This is a genomic window from Streptomyces sp. NPDC058092 (genome assembly GCF_042884935.1).
In the GTDB taxonomy this organism is placed as follows: domain Bacteria; phylum Actinomycetota; class Actinomycetes; order Streptomycetales; family Streptomycetaceae; genus Streptomyces.
This window is the reverse complement of record NZ_JBHVSY010000010.1, coordinates 1-22,001: the sequence shown is the minus strand read 5'-3', so window position 1 is coordinate 22,001 and position 22,001 is coordinate 1. Positions and strand designations below refer to the sequence as shown.

At 70.1% G+C, this 22,001-nt stretch carries 16 protein-coding genes and 1 pseudogene; 14 read left to right on the top strand and 3 right to left on the bottom strand.

What is annotated here, in order from left to right:
• Positions 1 to 11: 11 nt before the first annotated feature.
• Positions 12 to 551, bottom strand: coding sequence for an NADAR family protein (locus ACFVV1_RS18160; RefSeq protein WP_389990202.1), 540 nt, complete (start codon positions 549 to 551; stop codon positions 12 to 14).
• Between the two features lie 216 nt (positions 552 to 767).
• On the opposite strand from ACFVV1_RS18160, the gene ACFVV1_RS18155 reads away from it, so the two are divergent.
• The 7 genes and pseudogenes from ACFVV1_RS18155 to ACFVV1_RS18125 all read left to right on the top strand — a co-directional run.
• On the top strand, positions 768 to 2,282 hold the full coding sequence (locus ACFVV1_RS18155; protein WP_389990201.1) for a gamma-aminobutyraldehyde dehydrogenase: 1,515 nt from the start codon (positions 768 to 770) through the stop codon (positions 2,280 to 2,282).
• Positions 2,283 to 2,324: 42 nt separating this feature from the next.
• Complete coding sequence (locus ACFVV1_RS18150; protein WP_389990200.1) at positions 2,325 to 3,575, top strand: spermidine/putrescine ABC transporter substrate-binding protein; 1,251 nt, start codon at positions 2,325 to 2,327, stop codon at positions 3,573 to 3,575.
• Between the two features lie 56 nt (positions 3,576 to 3,631).
• On the top strand, positions 3,632 to 4,780 hold the full coding sequence (locus ACFVV1_RS18145) for an ABC transporter ATP-binding protein (protein ID WP_389990199.1): 1,149 nt from the start codon (positions 3,632 to 3,634) through the stop codon (positions 4,778 to 4,780).
• Entirely contained in the window at positions 4,777 to 5,703 is a 927-nt protein-coding gene (locus tag ACFVV1_RS18140) for an ABC transporter permease (RefSeq protein ID WP_389990198.1), read from the top strand. The genes ACFVV1_RS18145 and ACFVV1_RS18140 overlap by 4 nt, the downstream gene beginning before the upstream one ends.
• Positions 5,703 to 6,506, top strand: coding sequence for an ABC transporter permease (locus ACFVV1_RS18135; protein WP_389990197.1), 804 nt, complete (start codon positions 5,703 to 5,705; stop codon positions 6,504 to 6,506). Before ACFVV1_RS18140 ends, ACFVV1_RS18135 begins: the two co-directional genes overlap by 1 nt.
• Before the next feature lie 22 nt (positions 6,507 to 6,528).
• A complete protein-coding gene (locus tag ACFVV1_RS18130) occupies positions 6,529 to 7,944 on the top strand; it encodes an NAD(P)/FAD-dependent oxidoreductase (protein WP_389990196.1) in 1,416 nt (471 codons plus the stop codon).
• 139 nt (positions 7,945 to 8,083) lie between these two features.
• Positions 8,084 to 8,350, top strand: a pseudogene (locus ACFVV1_RS18125) (hypothetical protein); the annotation flags it as partial.
• A 46-nt stretch (positions 8,351 to 8,396) separates the two neighbouring features.
• On the opposite strand, the gene ACFVV1_RS18120 reads toward ACFVV1_RS18125, so the two are convergent.
• A complete protein-coding gene (locus tag ACFVV1_RS18120) occupies positions 8,397 to 9,203 on the bottom strand; it encodes a phosphatase PAP2 family protein (RefSeq protein ID WP_389990195.1) in 807 nt (268 codons plus the stop codon).
• Positions 9,204 to 9,351: 148 nt separating this feature from the next.
• Positions 9,352 to 10,692, bottom strand: a complete 1,341-nt coding sequence (gabT, locus tag ACFVV1_RS18115) for a 4-aminobutyrate--2-oxoglutarate transaminase (protein WP_389990194.1) — start codon at positions 10,690 to 10,692, stop codon at positions 9,352 to 9,354.
• Positions 10,693 to 10,993: 301 nt separating this feature from the next.
• Between gabT and ACFVV1_RS18110 the strand changes: the two genes are divergently transcribed.
• The 7 genes from ACFVV1_RS18110 to ACFVV1_RS18080 form a co-directional block, all read left to right on the top strand.
• On the top strand, positions 10,994 to 13,348 hold the full coding sequence (locus ACFVV1_RS18110; RefSeq protein ID WP_389990193.1) for an ATP/GTP-binding protein: 2,355 nt from the start codon (positions 10,994 to 10,996) through the stop codon (positions 13,346 to 13,348).
• A gap of 145 nt (positions 13,349 to 13,493) precedes the next feature.
• The gene (locus tag ACFVV1_RS18105; RefSeq protein WP_389990192.1) at positions 13,494 to 15,107 is read left to right on the top strand and encodes a PucR family transcriptional regulator; all 1,614 of its coding nucleotides are present in this window, start codon (positions 13,494 to 13,496) and stop codon (positions 15,105 to 15,107) included.
• A 165-nt stretch (positions 15,108 to 15,272) separates the two neighbouring features.
• Positions 15,273 to 16,718, top strand: coding sequence for an aldehyde dehydrogenase family protein (locus ACFVV1_RS18100; RefSeq protein WP_389990191.1), 1,446 nt, complete (start codon positions 15,273 to 15,275; stop codon positions 16,716 to 16,718).
• Between the two features lie 335 nt (positions 16,719 to 17,053).
• Positions 17,054 to 19,000 carry an acyl-CoA dehydrogenase family protein gene (locus ACFVV1_RS18095; protein WP_389990190.1) on the top strand — a complete coding sequence of 649 codons (1,947 nt, stop codon included), beginning with the start codon at positions 17,054 to 17,056 and terminating at the stop codon, positions 18,998 to 19,000.
• A 96-nt stretch (positions 19,001 to 19,096) separates the two neighbouring features.
• Positions 19,097 to 20,350 (top strand): 1-deoxy-D-xylulose-5-phosphate reductoisomerase, encoded by a 1,254-nt coding sequence (gene dxr, locus ACFVV1_RS18090; protein ID WP_389990189.1) that lies wholly within the window; start codon positions 19,097 to 19,099, stop codon positions 20,348 to 20,350.
• Positions 20,347 to 21,657 (top strand): M50 family metallopeptidase, encoded by a 1,311-nt coding sequence (locus tag ACFVV1_RS18085; RefSeq protein ID WP_389990188.1) that lies wholly within the window; start codon positions 20,347 to 20,349, stop codon positions 21,655 to 21,657. The genes dxr and ACFVV1_RS18085 overlap by 4 nt, the downstream gene beginning before the upstream one ends.
• A gap of 180 nt (positions 21,658 to 21,837) precedes the next feature.
• A partial coding sequence (locus ACFVV1_RS18080; protein WP_350985938.1) for a flavodoxin-dependent (E)-4-hydroxy-3-methylbut-2-enyl-diphosphate synthase occupies positions 21,838 to 22,001 on the top strand: 164 nt, incomplete at its 3' end.

The window sequence follows — 22,001 nt, the reverse complement described above, 5'->3', positions numbered from 1 at the left end:
TCCGGCCCGCCTCATCGCGCGCGCAGCTCCGCCCGCGCTTCCACCAGCGCGAACCCCAGCAGATTCAGCCCCCGCCAGGTCGCCGGATCCTCCGCGCGCGGGTCGTCCGCCGCCAGCCCGATGCCCCAGACACGGTCCATGGGACTCGCCTCGACCAGGACCCGGTCCCCCGTATCCAGCAGGAACTCCCGCAGTTCCGGGTGGTGGCCGAACTTGTGGACGCTGCCGGACACCACCAGCGCGTACCGCTCGCGCTCCCACACCGCCTCGTCGAAACCGCGGACCAGCCGGCCCATCTTCTTCGCCTGGGCCGGGCTCTTCGCCGAAACCGCCCGCTCCTGCGCCTCCGCGTCACCGAACAGCCGGGCCTTCGCGGCCATCATCCAGTGCTCGGCCGACGCGTACGTCACGCCGTCGACCGTGAAGGGTGCCGGCCACCACTGACTGAGGCAGCTCGCACCGATGCGGCCGTCGGGCCGCGGGCGGTGCCCCCAGAAGCGCAGGTACTTCACCTTCTCGCCGCGCCGGGTCCGCGCCAGGAGATCGTCCATGTGTTCCATGACACGCGAGTCTGGCATCCGCCACTGACACTCCGTACGGGGAATTCCGCACTGACGCGACACATGGTCGACAGATTCCGTTGCGTAACCAAAAGGCAACAACGGAATCACTTGTTGGGGTCGACCTCCTCTGTCAGGATCGGCAGTCAAATCGAACAGAAGCTACGCCGCCACGGCACTCCGGGGCGTGCGGCGGAGGAGAACGTCATGGGCAACGGCATCCAGGTGCGGGACCGCTTCGCGGACGGCGCACAGTACATCGGCGGAAAGCTGCGGTCCGGTACATCGGGACGTCACCACGACGTGGTGAACCCGGCGACGGGCGAGACCGTCCACACCTACGAACTGGCGGGCACCGCCGACGTCGACGCGGCCGTGGCGGCCGCCCGCGAGGCGTTCCCCGGCTGGTCGGGGGCGACGCCTGCCGAGCGGGCCGAGGCGATGCACCGCTTCGCGGCCGTCCTCGCCGAGCAGGCCGACGACTTCGCGTACGTCGAGTCCCTCCAGTGCGGCAAGCCGATCAAGCTCTCCACCGAGTTCGATGTGCCCGGCACCGTCGACAACACGTCCTTCTTCGCGGGCGCCGCCCGCCATCTGGAGGGCAAGTCGGCCGCCGAGTACGACGGCGACCACACCTCGTACGTACGCCGTGAGGCGATCGGCGTCATCGGCTCCATCGCGCCCTGGAACTACCCGCTCCAGATGGCCGCGTGGAAGATCCTCCCGGCCGTCGCCGCAGGCAACACCATCGTGCTGAAGCCCGCCGAGATCACCCCGCTGACCTCGCTGATGTTCGCCCAGGCGGCCACCGAGGCCGGCATTCCGGACGGTGTGATCAACATTGTCACCGGCGCGGGCAAGGACGCCGGGGAGCACCTCGTCGGCCACCCGGACGTCGTCATGACCTCCTTCACCGGCTCCACCGCCGTCGGCAAGCGGGTGGCGGAGATCGCCACCGCCACCGTCAAGCGCCTGCACCTCGAACTCGGCGGCAAGGCACCCTTCGTCGTCTTCGACGACGCCGACCTCGAAGCCGCGGTCCACGGCGCGGTCGCCGGAGCGCTCATCAACACCGGCCAGGACTGCACCGCCGCCACCCGCGCCTACGTCCAGCGCCCCCTCTACGACGCCTTCGTGCAGGGCGTCGCCGAACTGATGGAGACCGTCCGGCTCGGCGACCCCTTCGACCCGTCGACCGACCTCGGCCCGCTGATCAGCCACGCCCAGCGGGACCGGGTCGCCGGATTCGTCGAGCGCGCCCGCGCGTATGCCACCGTCGTCACCGGCGGTGAGGCGCCCGGCGGTGAACTGGCGGCCGGGGCCTACTACCGGCCGACGCTGGTCGCCGGTGCCGCCCAGGACAGCGAGATCGTCCAGTCGGAGATCTTCGGCCCGGTCCTCGTCGTGCTGCCCTTCGACACCGATGACGAAGGCATCCGCCTCGCCAACGACACCCCGTACGGACTCGCCGCCTCCGCCTGGACCCGCGACCTGTACCGGGCGAACCGCGCCACCCGCGAGATCAAGGCGGGCTGCGTCTGGGTCAACGACCACATTCCGATCATCAGCGAGATGCCGCACGGCGGATACAAGGCCAGCGGCTTCGGCAAGGACATGTCGTCGTACTCCTTCGAGGAGTACACGCAGGTCAAGCACGTCATGTACGACAACACCGCGGTCGCCCGGAAGGACTGGCACCGCACGATCTTCGGGGACCGATAGCCCGGCCGCCCCCGGCCATACACACCCGAAAGGGCAACGCGCATGGAGCAGTACGAGCCCGAGCGCCTCTCCGCGGCCCAACTGGCCGCGATGCGACGCAGTCTGACCAGTGGCCGGGGCGCCCTGACCCGCCGCTCGCTACTCCGTGCCTCCGGCATGGGGGCGCTCGCGATCGGCGGGCTGGGGACGCTGAGCGCCTGCGGCATCCCGCCCGCGAAGCGGGAAGGGGACGCCGCGGCGGCCTCGGACGACCACTCGGCAAAGGAGAAGCAGGTCAACTTCTCCAACTGGACCGAGTACATGGACGTCACCGAGGACGGCAAGCACCGGCCCACCCTGGAGGCGTTCACGGAGCGCACCGGGATCAAGGTCAAGTACACCGAGGACATCAACGACAACGTCGAGTTCTTCGGCAAGATCAAGCCGCAGCTCGCGGCCGGCCAGGACACCGGCCGCGACATCATCTGCGTCACCGACTGGCTGGCCGCCCGCATCGTCCGCCTCGGCTGGGCGCAGAAGCTCGACCCGTCACAGCTGCCGCACGCCTACGCCAACCTCTCGGCCCAGTTCCGGTCCCCGGACTGGGACCCCGGCCGCGCCCACTCGTACCCGTGGGCGGGCATCCCCACCGTCATCGCCTACAACTCCAAGGCGACCGGCGGCCGCAAGGTCGATTCCGTCAGCCAGCTGCTCGACGACCCGAAGCTCAAGGGGCGGGTCAGCTTCCTCTCGGAGATGCGCGACTCCATCGGGATGACCCTGCTCGACATGGGCAAGGACCCCGGCACCTTCACCGACGCCGACTACGACGCCGCGATCGGCCGGCTCCAGAAGGGCGTCGACAAGAACCAGATCCGGCGCTTCACCGGCAACGACTACACGGCCGACCTCGACAAGGGCGACATCGCCGCCTGTGTCGCCTGGGCCGGCGACATCATCCAGCTCCAGGCCGGAAACCCGGACATCAAGTACGCCATCCCGGCCGCCGGTTACATCATTTCCAGCGACAACCTGCTCGTCCCGGTGAAGGCCCGGCACAAGACCAACGCCGAGAAGCTCATCGACTACTACTACGAGCCGCCGGTCGCCGCCCAGCTCGCCGCGTACATCAACTTCGTCTGCCCGGTCGACGGTGTCCGCGACGAACTGGCGAAGATCGATCAGGCGATGGCCGACAACGTCCTGATCCTTCCGGACAAGGAGATGGCGGCCCGGTCGCACGCCTTCCGCTCCCTGACAGCCGAGGAAGAGACGGCGTACGAAGAGAAGTTCGCCAAGCTCATCGGCGCCTGACCGCCGAGCCTTCCCCCTTCCCCGATCTCCCCCTGACACCACTGGGACTGCGATCCATGACACAGCAGCAGACAGGCGGCGATGTCCGCCTCACCGGGATCAGCAAGACGTACGGCTCCTTCGCCGCCGTCAAACCGCTCGATCTGACCGTCCCGCAGGGCTCCTTCTTCGCCCTGCTCGGCGCGTCCGGCTGCGGCAAGACCACCACCCTGCGGATGATCGCGGGCCTGGAGGAGGCGACCACCGGCACCGTCTCCCTCGGCGGCCGCGACATCACCGGCCTGCCGCCGTACAAGCGGCCCGTCAACACGGTCTTCCAGAGCTACGCGCTCTTCCCGCACCTCGACATCACCGAGAACGTCGCCTTCGGTCTGCGCCGGCGCGGCATCAAGTCGGTGAAGAAACAAGTCGACGAGATGCTGGAGCTCGTCCAGCTCGGCGACTTCGCCAAGCGCAAACCGCACCAGCTCTCCGGCGGCCAGCAGCAGCGCGTCGCCGTCGCCCGCGCCCTGATCAACCACCCGCAGGTGCTCCTCCTCGACGAGCCGCTCGGCGCCCTCGACCTCAAACTGCGCCGCCAGATGCAGCTGGAGCTCAAGCGCATCCAGACCGAGGTCGGCATCACCTTCGTCCATGTCACCCACGACCAGGAAGAGGCCATGACCATGGCCGACACCGTCGCGGTGATGAACGGCGGCCGGGTCGAACAGCTCGGTGCCCCCGCCGATCTGTACGAGAACCCGAAGACGACCTTCGTCGCCAACTTCCTCGGCACCTCGAACCTCATCGAGGGCGAGATCGTCTCCGTCGGCACGGACATCGTCGTGGCGGCCGGTGGCGGCAAGCTGCGGCTGCCCACCGACCGATGTACGGCCCCGACCGCCAACGGAGGCAAGCTGCTGCTCGGCGTACGCCCGGAGAAGATCTCGCTCGCGCACGCCGACGACGCGGACGCGATAGCCGACGGACGCAACCGGGTCACCGGCCGGATCGTCGACTCCAGCTTCATCGGCGTGTCCACGCAGTACGTGGTCGAGAGCCCGGCGGGCAAGGCGCTCCAGGTCTACGAGCAGAACATCGAGCGTGATACCCGGCTGGCCCCCGGTGCCGAGGTCGTCCTGCACTGGAACCCGGCGCACACTTTCGGTCTGGACGCCGCTCAGGACATCGACGCCGGTGTGGAGACGGTGGAGGACGCGGCGTGACCGTCACCCAGGAGGCGCCACCCGCGCCCATCACGGAGCTGAAGGTACGCAAGGCCTCCACCCGCAAGCGGCTCGTCCCGTACTGGCTGCTGCTCCCCGGCATCCTGTGGCTCGTCGTCTTCTTCGCGCTGCCGATGGTCTACCAGGCGTCGACCTCCGTACAGACCGGCTCCCTGGAGAAGGGATTCGAGGTCACCTGGCACTTCCAGACGTACTGGGACGCGCTGAAGGACTACTACCCGCAGTTCATCCGGTCGCTGCTGTACGCGGGCACCGCCACGATCCTGTGCCTGCTGCTCGGCTACCCGCTGGCGTACCTCATCGCCTTCAAGGCCGGTCGCTGGCGCAATGTCGTCCTCGTGCTGGTCATCGCGCCGTTCTTCACCAGCTTCCTGATCCGTACGCTCGCCTGGAAGACGATCCTCGCGGACGGCGGCGCGGTCGTCGACGTACTGAACACCCTGCACGTCCTGGACGTCACCGGCTGGCTCGGCTGGACCGAGTCCAACCGGGTGCTGGCCACGCCGATGGCCGTGGTCTGCGGTCTCACGTACAACTTCCTGCCCTTCATGATCCTGCCGCTCTACACCTCGCTGGAGCGGATCGACGGCAGGCTGCACGAGGCGGCCGGCGATCTGTACGCCACCCCCGCCACCACCTTCCGCAAGGTGACCTTCCCGCTCTCCATGCCGGGTGTCGTCTCCGGAACGCTGCTGACCTTCATCCCGGCCAGTGGTGACTACGTCAACGCGGAACTGCTGGGCTCCACCGACACCAAGATGGTCGGCAGCGTCATCCAGACCCAGTTCCTGCGCGTCCTCGACTACCCGACGGCGGCCGCGCTCTCCTTCATCCTCATGGCGGTCGTCCTGATCATGGTCACCGTCTACATCCGCCGCTCCGGGACGGAGGACCTGGTCTGATGCCCGTACTGCGCTGGATCCGCCGGAATCTGATCGTCATCGCGGGTCTGCTGACCCTCGCGTACCTGATCCTGCCGAACATCGTCGTGATGGTGTTCTCGTTCAACAAGCCGAAGGGGCGCTTCAACTACGCCTGGCAGCACTTCTCCGTGGACGCCTGGAAGGACCCCTGCGGCGTCGCCGACATGTGCGGCTCGCTCTCCCTGTCCCTGCAGATCGCCGCCTGGGCCACCGTCGGCGCGACGGCCCTGGGCACGATGATCGCCTTCGCCCTGGTCCGCTACCGCTTCCGGGCGCGCGGCGCGATCAACTCGCTGATCTTCCTGCCGATGGCGATGCCCGAGGTCGTCATGGCCGCCTCGCTGCTCACGCTCTTCCTCAACATGGGTGCGCAGCTGGGCTTCTGGACGATCCTCATCGCACACATCATGTTCTGCCTGAGCTTCGTCGTGACCGCCGTCAAGGCGCGCGTGATGTCGATGGACCCGCGACTGGAGGAGGCGGCCCGCGATCTGTACGCGGGCCCCGTACAGACCTTCGTGCGGGTGACGCTGCCGATCGCCGCCCCCGGAATCGCGGCGGGAGCGCTGCTCGCCTTCGCGCTCTCCTTCGACGATTTCATCATCACCAATTTCAACGCGGGCTCCACCGTGACCTTCCCCATGTTCGTCTGGGGATCGGCACAGCGCGGCACGCCCGTGCAGATCAACGTCATCGGCACGGCGATGTTCATCATTGCCGTCACGGTGGTTGTCGTCGGCCAGCTGATCGCGAACCGGCGGAAGAACAGCGCACGACCGTGAGTTCCTGAAGGAGTTGGAAACCATGGCCCCAGGTGCCATGCGTACTGCAGCACAATCACTCTCCGGCGCCAAGCCGGTCTCGTTCTGGCTGGACGACCCCGGCAGACCCGAAGCGCTGCCAGCGCTCACGGGCGACGAGCACTGCGATCTCCTCGTCATCGGCGGCGGCTACAGCGGACTGTGGACCGCGCTGATCGCGAAGGAACGCGACCCGGAGCGGGACGTCGTACTGATCGAGGGGCACGAGGTGGGCTGGGCCGCCTCCGGCCGCAACGGCGGATTCTGCGCCGCCTCCCTCACCCACGGCCTGCCCAACGGCCTGGAGCGGTGGCCCGACGAGATCAACAAGCTGGAGGAGCTGGGCGAGCGGAACCTCGACGCCATCGAGGCGGCCGTTGCCCGCTACTCCATCGACTGCGAATTCGAGCGGACCGGCGAAATCGACGTCGCCACCGAACCCCACCAGCTCGAAGAACTCCACGCATGGCACCAGGAAGCGGAGAAGCTCGGCTTCACCGGAATGGAATTCCTGGACCGGGACGCGGTGCGCGCCGAAGTCGACTCACCGACCTTCCTGGGCGGACTCTGGGACCGGCGCGGGGTCGCCATGCTGCACCCCGCCAAACTGGCCTGGGGTCTGAAGCAGGCCTGTCTCGACCTGGGGGTCCGGGTGTACGAGCACACCCGGGGTCTCGAACTGGCCGGGACCACCACCGCGATGGCGGTCCGCACACCGTACGGAAGGGTCTTCGCGCGCCGCGTCGCACTGGGTACGAACATCTTCCCGTCCCTGGTCAAGCGGGTGCGGCCGTACACCGTGCCGGTCTACGACTACGCGCTGATGACCGAACCCCTGACCGCCGACCAGCTCGCCTCCATCGGCTGGAAGAACCGGCAGGGGCTGGGCGACAGCGCCAACCAGTTCCACTACTTCCGGATGTCGGCCGACAACCGGATTCTGTGGGGCGGCTATGACGCGATCTATCCGTACGGAGGCCGGCTGAGCGCCGATCTCGATCAGCGTCCGGAGACCTTCCTCAAACTCGCGGGCCAGTTCTTCGACTGCTTCCCGCAATTGGCCGGGATCCGTTTCAGCCACGCCTGGGGCGGGGCGATCGACACCTGTTCCCGCTTTTCCGCATTCTTCGGTACGGCCCATCAGGGCCGGGTCGCCTATGCCGCCGGATTCACCGGACTCGGCGTCGGAGCCACGCGTTTCGGGGCCGATGTGATGCTTGATCTGCTGGCCGGTGAACAGAATGAACGGACCGCTCTGGAAATGGTCCGCCACAAGCCGATGCCGTTTCCGCCGGAGCCCTTCGCCTGGGCCGGGATCGAACTCACCAAGCGGTCCCTGGCCAGGGCGGACAGCAATGGTGGGCACCGCAATCTGTGGCTGCGGACGATGGACCGGCTGGGGCTCGGCTTCGACAGCTGAGCGATGCCCGGGCGCGGCGTGACCCAGTTCGCTGCCAACTGGTGACCCGAACCTGCGTAGTGGACCGGCGCCACCCCTCTCTCCCGTGTGAACACACCGGCCACGCAGGGCCGGTGTGCACACGTCACGGAGGCCGGTCATGGCCGGCTCGGGGGTCGATGCAGCAGTCGAGTGGCTCGCATCAGTGGCGCCGGATCCGGACGCCTGCCGGTGGGAGTGGGAGCGCAATCCCCAGGGGATCGCGCTCCTGCCCGCCGGCCGGCGCCGGTGCGTACTGATTCTGCCGGGGGAGCTGGGCTGTCCCACGCTCGATGTGCTCACCCGGCTCATCGACCGGCCCGGACCGGTCCTCTCCGATTTCGGCGATGCCCGCATGGGCTTCTTCGTGCCGCCGGGCACCGCCACGCTGGGGCCGTTTCAACAACGGGGAAGTCCTCGAAGGACTTCGAGGACTACCCCGGCGGACGCAGTCGGCGTCCCGCGCGGCGGCCGAGGCACAGTGGCAGGAGCAACAGCCCACACAGGAACCAGCTGCCCAGCACATCCAGCGGCCAGTGATAACCGCGCAGCACCAGACCGATGCCTGTCGCCGTTGTCAGTACGGAAGCGGCGACAGGCATCATCCATACCCGCCTCGTGTACCGCGCGGTCAGCAGCGCCGCGGCGCCGTACGCCGCCATTGCCGTCGCCGCATGGCCGGACGGGTAGTAGCCGGTGGCTTCGGTCAGCGGTCCCGGACGGGCGATCCAGTCCTTCAGCGGGACGACGAGGAGGGGCACTGCCGCCATGGTGAGCGCCGCGCACAACGGCTCACGGCGCTGACCGCGCACCAGCGCCCATACGATGGCGCAGCCCAGCACCGGGAGCGCGACCTGCATGTTGCCGAGATCGGCAAGGAATTCGGTCAGTCGGGCGGGGCCATGTCCCACGACGGCCCAGCCGGTCCGCTCGTCCAGCGAGCGCAGTGGACCGTCGGACGCGACCTGCCAGGTGGTGAGCGCGAGGAGCGCCAGGAAGGACGACACCAGAGAAATGAGAAGAGCCGGCCGCCCGGGAACAGGGGGGGTGGTTCCCGGGCGGCCGGTCGGATCGGTTTGCCGCGCGCCCCGGGGGGTTTGGGGCGAGCGGCCATCCGATCGGTGAGGAGTTCCGGAGCCAGAGGCTCCAGTGGTGTGCGCGAAGGCACGGCCAGGACGGTGCTGGGGAAGCTCCGGCCCGGCGTCGCCGGCAGTCCCCTGCGGGCGGGGTGTTTCTCTCATCTGCAGAAACCGTACGTCAGCGGATGGGGGACCGACAGACGGAAACGGATCCCGCCATCGGCCCCCCACACCTTCTTCACAAGCCCTCACGCGGGCCCTGCAGCCCCGGCAAAAACGCCTTCCGGCACCGCGGGGGGTTTCGCACAGGTCAGATCTGGCCGAAAGCCTGCTCGATGACGTCGAGAGCCTCGATCAGCAGGTCCTCGCCGATCACCAGCGGCGGGAGGAAGCGCAGGACGTTGCCGTACGTGCCGCACGTGAGGACCAGCACACCCTCCGCGTGGCAGGCCTTGGCGAGCTTCGCGGTGGCCTCCGGGTTCGGGTCCTTCGTGCCGGACTTCACCAGCTCGATCGCGATCATCGCGCCGCGGCCGCGGATGTCACCGATGACATCGCCGTTCGGCAGCTTCGCCTGCATCTCGGCGAGGCGGCCCTTCATGATCTCCTCGATGCGCTTCGCCTTCGCGTTCAGGTCCAGCTCGCGCATCGTCTCGATGGCGCCGAGCGCACCCGCGCAGGCCACCGGGTTTCCGCCGTAGGTGCCACCGAGGCCACCGGCGTGGGCGGCGTCCATGATCTCGGCGCGGCCCGTCACGGCGGACAGCGGAAGGCCGCCCGCGATGCCCTTGGCGGTGGTGATCAGGTCGGGGACGATGCCCTCGTCCTCACAGGCGAACCACTGGCCGGTACGGCAGAAGCCGGACTGGATCTCGTCGGCGACGAAGACGATGCCGTTGTCCTTGGCGAACTGGGCGATCGCCGGGAGGAAGCCCTTGGCGGGCTCGATGAAGCCGCCCTCGCCGAGCACCGGCTCGATGATGATCGCGGCGACGTTGTCCGCGCCGATCTGCTTGGTGATCTGGTCGATGGCCTGGGCGGACGCCTCCGCGCCGGCGTTCTCGGCACCGGTCGGCCAGCGGTAGCCGTACGCCACCGGCACCCGGTAGACCTCGGGCGCGAACGGGCCGAAGCCCTGCTTGTACGGCATGTTCTTGGCGGTCAGCGCCATCGTGAGGTTGGTGCGGCCGTGGTAGCCGTGGTCGAAGACGACGACCGCGGAGCGCTTGGTGTAGACGCGGGCGATCTTCACCGCGTTCTCGACGGCCTCGGCACCCGAGTTGAACAGCGCGGACTTCTTGGCGTGGTCGCCCGGCGTCAGCTCGGCGAGCTGCTCACAGACCTCGACGTACCCCTCGTACGGCGTGACCATGAAACAGGTGTGGGTGAAGTCGGCGAGCTGCGCGGACGCACGGCGTACGACGGCCTCGGCCGAGGCGCCGACCGACGTCACGGCGATACCGGAACCGAGGTCGATCAGACGGTTGCCGTCCACGTCCTCGATGATCCCGCCACCGGCGCGGGCGGTGAACACCGGCAGGGTGGAGCCCACACCTGCGGCCACCGTCGCGAGACGGCGGGCCTGCAGCTCCACCGACTTCGGGCCGGGAATGGCAGTGACGACGCGGCGCTCCTGCGGAATTGCGGTCATGAGGGGCTCCTGTGGGGTGTTTCGGACGCTTCTCTTTCTGCAGGCTATGGGCGGGGCCCGGGGTCCGGCATGTTCCGTTCGGGAGTGGTGACCGGACGCGGTTGTCCGCCACGGACATAGTGAGGGGGTCCGGGGCCGGGCCGCGGCGGCGCGCGGACGAGTCCGGAGACCGCCGGGGCGCGGGCGGAGAGATCCCGCCGGAGCGCGTCCGACGGGGTGGTACGGGGCACTAGATTGATGACTTCGGGCGCGTGCGCCCGGAGTTACCGGTCGGCGCTGGTCAGGGGACGAGGGACAGCAGATGGACACCGAGGGCACGTACGGCTCGCGCGACACCCGTTCCGGTCGTCCGGTGCCGCGCCCGGCGGGCCCGCCACCGCCCGAACTGCCGCCGAGGCCGGGATACGCTCCCACGTCCGGGCCTTCGCTGGGGGACTGGCTCCGCACCCCGCGCGCGGCGGCCGAGCCCGGCCTGTGGCGATTCGGCCACACCCCCCGGCCCGACGCCGACCCCGACCGGGTGCCCGACCGGGCACTGATCGGCGGTGCGGTGGTGGCGCTGCTCGCTGCCCTGCTGGTGTGGTCGCTGTGGCGCAACGGATATGTGCCGCACAGCCGGATCCTCCTCGAAGTGGTCACCCCGTCCGACTGGTGGGGGCTCGAACGCCCCGCGGCGGCCCTGACCGCCCTCGCCGTCTACAACAGCCTGGTCGCCGTCCTGGTGATCTGGGGCTTCGGGCGGTTGGGCAACTGGCACGAGGTGTTCCGCCGGTACGCCGCCGACCACCCCCAGCCGGGCCGGGCGCTGCGCACCGCGCTGGTCGGGGCCGTCCTGGTCTGGTGCTTCGTGAACTCCGACGACCTGCTGCCCTTCGACGACCTGGCACTGGGCCTGACGCCGTACTCCTGGCTGTACGGCGGCACGGCCGTGGAGACCCGGGATCGCGTGGAGACCTTCAAGACCGTGTACCACTTGGTGGGCGCCGCCGCGATCCTCCTGCCGATCGCCCGGGCCGGCGGCTGGTTCACCCTCGTACGGGAGCTGCGCGGCGGCGGGAAGAGCGGGCCGGAACCGGAAAAGGCACCCGGTGAGAGCCCCGCCGACTGGCCGCAGCTGCGCGCCGCGGGCCGGCACGCGGCCGCCGACCGGCTGGTGGCGGACGAGCGGGCCGGGCGGATGAACGACGTCGACTGCGTACGGATCCGGCGTGCCTGGGTCTCCGTGGAGGCCGACTCCTCGCGGGTCGGCCCGTTCACCGACGCCGTGCTCGGCCAGGGCGCGCGGGCCTGTCCGCACCCTTCGGGCGACCGGGACCTGCCGGCCCGTACCGCCACCCACGACCTGCTCACCTCGCAGGTGCGGCTCGGCCGGTACACGGACTTCGACCGCAACCCGGCGGCCCGGCGGGGCGCGGGGGCCGCCGTCGACCCGGCGTCACTGGGCTCCTCGCTGCTGGCCGTCGGGCCCTTCGGGTCGGGCAAGACCCGGCACCTGGTGCGGCCCGTCGTGGAGTCGCTCGCCCTGCAGGCGCTCGCCGGGAAGGCCGTTGTCGTGGCCGTCTGCGCGACGGGCACGCCGCTCGGGCCCGACGAGGGCTACGACGTGGTGATCAAGCCGGGCGATCCGTCCTGTGCCCACGACCTCGACCTGTACAGCGGAACCGACGACGCCGACGAGGCCGCCGCCCTGCTCGCCGAGGCGGTCGCCGGCGACCTGCCCGACATCGACGCGCGGCGGGCCACGACCGCACTCGCCCAACTGCTCGGCCCGTACCGGGCGGTCCATGACCGCTTCCCGTCCGTCCCGGTGCTCCGCGAGCTGCTCGACGGCTCTCCCGGCGCCCTGGCCGAGCTCCGGGCCCTGCTCCACATCGACGCGCACCGCTCCTATCTCCGTGAACTCGACACCCGGGCACGGCAGGCGGGCACCCCCGGCGACCCGGGACTCCTTCTTGCCGACCGGCTCGCCGCCCTGGACCGGCCCGCCTTCGCGGGGTTCTTCGACACCACCGGCACGACCCGGCCCTTCTCGGTACGCACCCTCGAACACCCGCTGCGAGTCCGCATCGACCTGCCGGAACGCGCCCACCCCGAGGCCGCGCGCCTGATCGCCCGGCTGGTGCTCGCCCAGTTCACCTCCGGGGCGGCCGCCCGCGCGGACCGCTCGCTGTTCGCCTTCCTCGCCCTGGACGACGCCACGCACGCCGTCACCGCCGAGTCCGTCCGGGCCGTGCAGCGGCTGCGGAACTGCAACGCCGGAGTCCTGCTCACCCTGCGCGGGCTGGGCGACGTACCGGAGAGCCTGCACACGGCGCTGCTCGGCTCGGTCGGCTGCCACATGACGTTCTCCGGCGTCACGACCTGGGACGGACGGCTCTTTGCGCAGGCATGGGGCACCGAATGGGTGGAGACCACCGAGGTCGCCAAGCACACGGTCTTCGCCGACCAGCCGCTCACCCGGGCCGTGCACGCCCTGCGCAAACTGGTCACCGGCAAGGCGGTCACCACGGACGCGGTGACCGTGCGCCAGGTGGAGCGCGAGCGCTGGTCGGCCTCCGAACTGGCCCACCGGGTGCCCGCCGGGCACGCGGTGCTCTCCCTGACCACCGTCAAGGGCGAGCACGCACCGCCGCTCCTGGTGGACCTGAACGGCTGAGCGGTACGGGGCGGGGCCCGTGGCGCGGGAGCGGTTACGGCAAACCCTGCCGCCCTGGCAGAATCGAGGGGAGCCGTTCGTACGGGACGGCGAAAATCGATACTGATCGATTCCCTCATCGACTCCCTGAGGTCCCACGGTCCCCATGCCCCCCACTCTCGCCTCGCTCCTCCAGCATTCGGCGCTCAAACTCACGGTGCGTGCGGGGGCGGACCGGCTCGACGCGCCCGTCCGCTGGGCACACGCCAGCGAGCTGACCGACCCCGTGCCGTACATGGAGGGCGGTGAGTTCCTGCTCGTCACCGCCACCAACCTCGACGCCGAGAACCCCGAGGCGATGCGGCGGTACGTGCGACGGCTGGCCGGGGCCGGAGTCGTCGGCCTGGGCTTCGCCGTCGGCGTCAACTACGACGACGTACCGCAGGCCCTGATCGACGCCGCGGAGGAGACGGGTCTGCCGCTCCTCGAAGTGCCACGCCGCACCCCGTTTCTCGCCATCGCCAAGGCGGTGTCGTCGGCGATCGCCGCGGACCAGTACCGGGCCGTGACGGCGGGGTTCGAGGCCCAGCGGGAACTGACGAAGGCCGCGCTCGCGGGCGACGGGCCCGGCGAGCTCCTGGGCCGGCTCGCGGCCCATGTCGACGGCTGGGTGGCGCTGTACGACGCCTCCGGCGCGGTGGTCGCCGCCGCCCCCGAGTGGGCCGCCCGCAGGGCCGCCCGGCTCACCCCCGATGTGGAACGGCTGCGGGACCGCCCCGCCCCGGCCAGCGTGGTCGTCGGCGGCACCGACGACCGGGTCGAGCTCCAGTCCCTCGGCACCGGCCGCCGGGTCCGGGGCGCCCTGGCCGTCGGCACGGGGGCGGCACTCGGCACCGCCGAGCGGTACGCCGTGCACTCCGCGGTCGCCCTGCTGACCCTGACCACCGCCCGCTCCCGGTCCCTCCAGGGCGCCGAACAGCGGCTGGGCGCGGCGGTGCTGCGCATGCTGCTGGCCGGCCAGCCGGACCACGCACGGGCGGTCGCCGGGGATCTGTACGGGGGGCTGCTCGACGCCCCGTTCCGGCTGCTCATCGCGGAGGCCTCCGGGCCCGCGACACCGGCGGCGCTGGGCGAGGCGATGGATGCGGCGGCCTTCCGGACCGGCGAGGCGCTGCTGGCCGTGCCCGAGGGCGAACGGCTCGTCGTGCTGGCCGCGGACGGCGGAGCAGCGGTCGCCGCCTGCGCGGCGTTCGCGCAGGCGCAGGAGGCCCAGGAGGCCCATGCGGCACGGCCGTCGCGCGAACCGGCGGCGGAGGAGGGCCAGGGCAAGGTGGTCGTGGGCCTCTCCGCACCCGCGGGCCCCATCGCCGTCTCCGCCGCGTACAAGCAGGCGGAACAGGCCCTGTCGGTGGCCCGCCGCCGGGGCAGGGCGCTGGTCGAGCACGAGGAGCTGGCGACGGGCTCGGTGCTGCCGCTCCTCGCGGACGACGCCGTACGGGCCTTCGCCGACGGAATGCTCCGCGCCCTGCACGAGCACGACGCCAAGGGCCGCGGCGACCTGGTCGCCTCCCTGCGGGCCTGGCTCGCCCACCACGGCCAGTGGGACGCGGCCGCGGCCGACCTGGGCGTGCACCGCCACACCTTGCGCTACCGGATGCGCCGGGTCGAGGAGATCCTGGGCCGTTCCCTGGACGATCCGGACGTCCGGATGGAGCTGTGGCTGGCACTGAAGGCCACGAGTTCCCCGTTGGTGCCGGAGACGCAGGTGCCGGAGACGTAGCCGTTGCGCCGACGAATGGGCCCGGTGTCCCCGTCGACGTACCCGCATCCGACAAACCGGCGCACCCCCGCCGCGCACTGCTCCACGCCGGACAAACGCCAGGGCGGCCGCGCGGCCCTACGGTGGGGGCAACACACCCCACGTCTCCGAAGGGCCGGAACCTCCATGACTTCCACCCACGCCTTCTGGCTCGCCGGCCGCCAGGCCACCGGCGAGGACAGCTTCGACGTCACCAACCCCTGGGACGGCCGTCTCGTCGGCACCGTCAGCGTGCCGACCGACGCCCAGATCGAGGAGGCCGTCGCGGCCGCGCACGCCGTGCGTGAGGAGTTCGCCGCGACCCCGGCCCATGTCCGGGCCGCCGCACTCGACCACGTCGTACGGCGCCTGGTGGAGCGCACCGAGGAGATCGCCCAGCTGATCTCCGCCGAGAACGGCAAGCCCATCAAGTGGGCCCGCGGCGAAGTCGGCCGCGCCGTCTCCGTGTTCCGGTTCGCCTCCGAGGAGGCCCGCCGCTTCAACGGCGGTGACGCGCAGCGCCTGGACACCGACGCCGGTGGCACCGGCCGCCTCGGCCTGACCCGGCGCTTCCCGCGCGGCACGGTCCTCGGTATCGCACCCTTCAACTTCCCGCTGAACCTGAGCGCCCACAAGGTCGCCCCGGCCATCGCCGTCGGTGCCCCGATCATCCTGAAGCCCGCCCCGGCCACCCCGATCTCCTCGCTGATCCTGGGCGAGCTGCTGGCCGAGACCGACCTGCCGGCCGGTTCGTGGTCCGTGCTGACGGTGCCCAACGACCGGATGCCCGCCCTGGTCCAGGACGAGCGCCTGCCGGTCATCTCCTTCACTGGTTCCGGCCCCGTCGGCTACTCGATCATGGAGTCGGTGCCGCGCAAGCACTGCACCCTGGAGCTCGGCGGCAACGGCGCCGCGGTCGTGCTCGGCGACTACGCCTCCGACGAGGACCTCAACTGGGCCGCGACCCGTATCGCGACCTTCTCCAACTACCAGGGCGGCCAGTCCTGCATCTCGGTGCAGCGCGTCATCGCGGACGCCCAGGTCTACGACCGGCTCCTCCCGAAGATCGTCGCGGCCGTCGAGGCCCAGGTCACCGGCGACCCGTCCGACGCCGCCACCGACGTCGGCCCGCTGGTCAGCGAGGACGCCGCCAAGCGCGTCGAGTCCTGGGTCGACGAGGCCGTGCAGGCCGGCGCCCAGCTGCTCACCGGCGGCAAGCGGGACGGTGCCACGTACGCCCCGACCGTGCTCGCCGAGCTCCCGGACAACGTCACCCTCTCCTGCGAGGAGGTCTTCGGACCGGTGCTGTCCGTGCAGAAGGTGGACGGCGAGGCCGAGGCGTTCGCAGCGGTCAACTCCTCCAAGTACGGCCTGCAGGCAGGCGTGTTCACGCACGACCTGCAGACCGCCTTCCGCGCCCACCGCGCCCTCGAGGTCGGCGGCGTGATCATCGGCGACGTCCCCTCCTACCGGGCGGACCAGATGCCGTACGGCGGCGCCAAGCAGTCCGGCGTCGGCCGCGAGGGCGTCCGCTACGCCATGGACGACTACACCTACGAGCGCGTGCTGGTCCTCACCGGCCTCGCCCTGTAGTCCGCGAGCAGGATCGAACCGATCCACCCACGTCGCCTGTGATCCGCCTGGACAGCACGAAAGCAGGTGGCAGAGAGACGGCCGGAGCCCAACTGTGCGGGGGCTCCGGCCGTCTCTGCTTCACCCGCCCCGCTCACGGCCCGACCGCCCTGTCACCACGGGGCTGTCCAGTGGAGTGGCTCCCGACCCGATCGGCGTCCGGGGGATGGTGGGAGTCCCAGGAATCGGGTACATCAGGACAAGTACACCGGTTGGTACGGCTCGGCAGGCGCCCATGCGCTCCGGGCGGACCGGCCGCGTCCGCCCACCCCACAACGCGGCGAGGTGAGCTCCTCATGTCCGCACCATCCGCACCGAAGAACACACCCAAGATCACCGAGCGTGAAGCGCGCCAAGTGGCCGAGGCCGCGCGCGAACAGGACTGGCACAAGCCCAGTTTCGCCAAGGAACTCTTCCTCGGGCGCTTCCGTCTCGACCTGATCCATCCGCATCCGCTGCCGCCCGTGGACGACGTCCGGCGCGGCGAGGCGTTCCTCGCCCGGCTGCGCGACTTCTGCGAAACCAGGATCGACAGCGCCCTGATCGAGCGTGAGGCGAGGATCCCCGACGAGGTGATCAACGGCCTCAAGGAACTCGGCGCGCTCGGGATGAAGATCGAACCGAAATACGGCGGCCTGGGGTTGACCCAGGTCTACTACAACAAGGCTCTCTCCCTGGTCGGCTCCGCCAGCCCCGCGATCGGCGCGCTGCTCTCCGCCCACCAGTCCATCGGCGTACCGCAGCCGCTGAAGCTCTTCGGCAGCCAGGAGCAGAAGGACGCCTTCCTGCCCCGGCTGGCCAGCACCGACATCTCGGCGTTCCTGCTCACCGAGCCGGACGTCGGCTCCGACCCCGCCCGGCTCGCCACCTCGGCCGTTCCGGACGGATCGGACTACATCCTCGACGGCGTGAAGCTGTGGACGACCAACGGTGTCGTCGCCGACCTGCTCGTCGTGATGGCCCGTGTCCCGAAGTCGGACGGCCACAAGGGCGGCATCACCGCGTTCGTCGTCGAGGCGGACTCCCCGGGCATCACCGTGGAAAACCGCAACGCCTTCATGGGCCTGCGCGGCATCGAGAACGGCGTCACCCGCTTCCACCGCGTCCGGGTCCCCGCCGCGAACCGCATCGGCCCCGAAGGCGCGGGGCTCAAGATCGCCCTGACCACGCTCAACACGGGACGGCTCTCGCTGCCCGCGATGTGCGTCGGTGCCGGGAAGTGGTGCCTGAAGATCGCCCGTGAGTGGTCGGCGGTGCGCGAGCAGTGGGGCAGGCCGGTCGCCCGGCACGAGGCCGTCGGCGCCAAGATCTCCTTCATCGCCGCGACCACGTTCGCGCTCGAAGCGGTGGTCGAACTCTCCTCCCAGATGGCCGACGAGAACCGCAACGACATCCGGATCGAAGCGGCCCTCGCCAAGCTCTACGGCTCCGAGATGGGCTGCCTGATGGCCGACGAGCTGGTCCAGATCCGCGGCGGCCGGGGCTTCGAGACCGCCGAGTCGCTCGCGGCCCGGGGCGAACGGGCCGTCCCCGCCGAGCAACTCCTGCGCGATCTGCGGATCAACCGGATCTTCGAGGGCTCCACCGAGATCATGCACCTGCTGATCGCCCGTGAGGCCGTCGACGCCCACCTGAAGGTCGCCGGAGACATCATCGACCCCGACAAACCCCTCTCCGCCAAGGCGAAAGCGGGCGCGAACGCGGCAGGCTTCTACGCCCGCTGGCTCCCCAAACTCGTCGCGGGACCGGGACAACTCCCGCGTACGTACGGAGAGTTCAACCCGCCCGGCCACCCGGACCTGTCCACCCACCTGCGCTACGTCGAACGCTCCGCCCGTAAACTCGCGCGCTCCACCTTCTACGCCATGTCGCGCTGGCAGGGCCGGATGGAGACCAAGCAGGGCTTCCTCGGCCGGATCGTCGACATCGGCGCGGAACTCTTCGCGATGAGCGCCGCCTGCGTCCGCGCCGAACTGCAACGCTCCTGCGACGACCACGGCCGCGAGGCCTACCAGCTCGCCGATGCGTTCTGCCGTCAGTCCCGCGTCCGGGTCGAGGAACTCTTCACCCGCCTGTGGTCCAACACCGACGACCTGGACCGGCGCGTGGTGGACGGCGTCCTGTCCGGTACGTACACCTGGCTGGAGGACGGCATCATCGACCCGAGCGGCGAAGGACCGTGGATCGCCGACGCCACCCCGGGGCCGTCCGTCCGGGACGACGTCCACCGGCCCATTCGCTGACCCGCGGCCCACCGGGCGGCCCCGGCGGACCGCTCCGGGCGGGTGCGGGGGGACGCACTGTCCACACCCACAGCCGATGCGGCAAGAATGGGGGGCATGAGCGACAGCCCTGCCCCCCTCGCCGACCCGCACCTCGTCTTCGACGCCGCGGAAGGCCGCCGGGATCTCGTCATCCTCGGCTCCACCGGTTCCGTCGGTACCCAGGCCATCGACCTGGTGCTGCGCAACCCCGACCGCTTCCGCGTCACCGGGCTCTCCGCCGCGGGCGGACGGGTCGCCCTCCTCGCCGAGCAGGCCCGGCAGCTGCGGGTGCGTACCGTGGCCGTCGCCGCACCGGACGCCGTACCGGCCCTCCGCGAGGCGCTGCGCGCGCAGTACGGGACGGGCGAGCCGCTCCCCGAGATCCTGGCCGGCCCCGAGGCCGCCGCCCAGCTCGCCGCCGGCGACTGCCACACCGTGCTCAACGGAATCACCGGCTCGATCGGTCTCGCCCCCACACTCGCCGCGCTCGAAGCGGGCCGCACGCTCGCCCTGGCCAACAAGGAATCGCTGATCGTCGGCGGCCCGCTGGTGAAGGCGCTGGCGAAGCCCGGCCAGATCATCCCGGTCGACTCCGAGCACGCCGCCCTTTTCCAGGCGCTCGGCGCGGGTACCCGCGCCGACGTACGCAAGCTCGTCGTCACCGCGTCCGGCGGCCCCTTCCGGGGACGCACCAGGAGCGAACTCGTGAACGTCACCCGCGAGGAAGCCCTCGCGCACCCGACCTGGGCCATGGGACCGGTCATCACGATCAACTCCGCCACCCTGGTCAACAAGGGACTGGAGGTCATCGAGGCGCATCTCCTCTACGACATCCCGTTCGACCGGATCGAGGTCGTGGTCCACCCCCAGTCGTACGTCCACTCCATGGTCGAGTTCACCGACGGCTCCACCCTCGCCCAGGCCACACCCCCGGACATGAGGGGCCCGATCGCCATCGGCCTCGGCTGGCCCCAGCGCATCCCGGACGCCGCACCCGCCTTCGACTGGGCGAAGGCGTCCAGCTGGGAGTTCTTCCCCCTCGACAACGAGGCCTTCCCGTCCGTGGGACTGGCCCGGCACGTGGGCACGCTCGGCGCCACCGCACCCGCCGTGTTCAACGCCGCGAACGAGGAATGCGTCGACGCATTCCTGGCGGGACAGCTGCCGTTCAACGGAATCATGGATACGGTCACCGCGGTGGTGGCCGAACACGGCACCCCCGATACGGGAACTTCGCTCACGGTCGCAGACGTCCTCGAAGCGGAGACCTGGGCACGCGCCCGGGCCCGTGAACTCTCGGCGAAAGCGACAGCGGAGGCGCGCGCATGAGTATTACGACGGTCCTGTTGACGATTCTGGGCATCGTCGTCTTCGTCATCGGCCTGCTGTTCTCGATCGCCTGGCACGAACTGGGCCACCTGTCGACAGCGAAGCTCTTCGGCATCCGCGTCCCCCAGTACATGGTCGGCTTCGGACCGACGATCTGGTCGCGGAAGAAGGGCGACACCGAGTACGGGATCAAGGCCATCCCGGCCGGCGGCTACATCCGCATGATCGGCATGTTCCCGCCGGGACCGGACGGGCGCCTGGAGGCGCGGTCCACATCACCGTGGCGCAGCATGATCGAGGACGCCAGGTCCGCGTCCTTCGAAGAGATCGAACCGGGCGACGAGAAGCGCCTCTTCTACACGCGCAAGCCGTGGAAGCGCGTCATCGTGATGTTCGCCGGACCGTTCATGAACCTGGTCCTCGCCGTCGCGATCTTCCTCGGTGTGTCGATGTCCTTCGGCTTCCAGACCCAGACCACCGAGGTCGCGGGCGTCCAGAAGTGCGTGATCCCCCAGAGCGAGAACCGCGACACCTGCAAGAAGTCCGACGCCGTCTCGCCCGCACAGGCAGCGGGACTCAAGAAGGGCGACAGGATCGTCGCCTTCGACGGCCAGAAGGTCGACGACTGGGCGACGCTCTCCGAGAAGATCCGCGACACCATCGGCCCCGCCACCATCACGGTGCAGCGCGACGGTCAGGAGCAGACCCTCCACGCCGTGCTGAAGAAGAACGCCGTGGCGAAGAAGGACTCCAAGGGAGAGGTGATCGCCGGTCAGTACGTGACGGCCGGCTACCTCGGCTTCGCCGCCCAGAGCGAGATCGTGCCGCTCTCCTTCGGCGACTCGGTCGTCCGCATGGGAGACATGATCGAGAACGGCGTCCACTCGATCATCGCCCTCCCGTCCAAGATCCCGGACCTGTGGAACGCCGCCTTCGGTGACGGCCCGCGAGCGGCCGACTCCCCGGTGGGCGTCGTCGGCGCGGCCAGGATCGGCGGCGAGGTGATGGCGCTGGACGTACCGGCGCAGAACCAGATCGCGATGATGCTGTCCCTGCTGGCGGTCTTCAACCTCTCGCTGTTCCTCTTCAACATGCTGCCCCTGCTCCCGCTCGACGGCGGACACATCGCCGGAGCGCTCTGGGAGGCCCTGCGCCGCAATGTGGCGCGCGTCTTCAAGCGCCCCGACCCGGGCCCCTTCGACGTGGCCAAGCTGATGCCGGTCGCCTATGTCGTCGCAGGTGTCTTCATCTGCTTCACGCTGCTGGTGCTGGTGGCCGACATCGTCAATCCGGTCAAGATCTCCTGACCTTCCGGACGGCCCGCTGCACGAAGGGTGACGACCCGGCACACAGTGTGTGTCCGGGCGTCCCCTGCGCGCGGCATTCCCGCACGCGGTGTGCTCCGGGCCGCCGTCGGTGACGTAACCTCGGAACCCGGAGCCCGCCGATCTCGGGACCTCGATCCACACCTTGGGGATGCTCAGCGCATGACTGCGATTTCTCTCGGAATTCCGTCCGTTCCGACCAAGCTCGCCGACCGGCGGGTCAGCCGCAAGATCCAGGTCGGGTCGGTTGCGGTGGGCGGGGATGCGCCGGTGTCGGTGCAGTCGATGACGACGACGCGTACGTCGGACATCGGTGCGACGTTGCA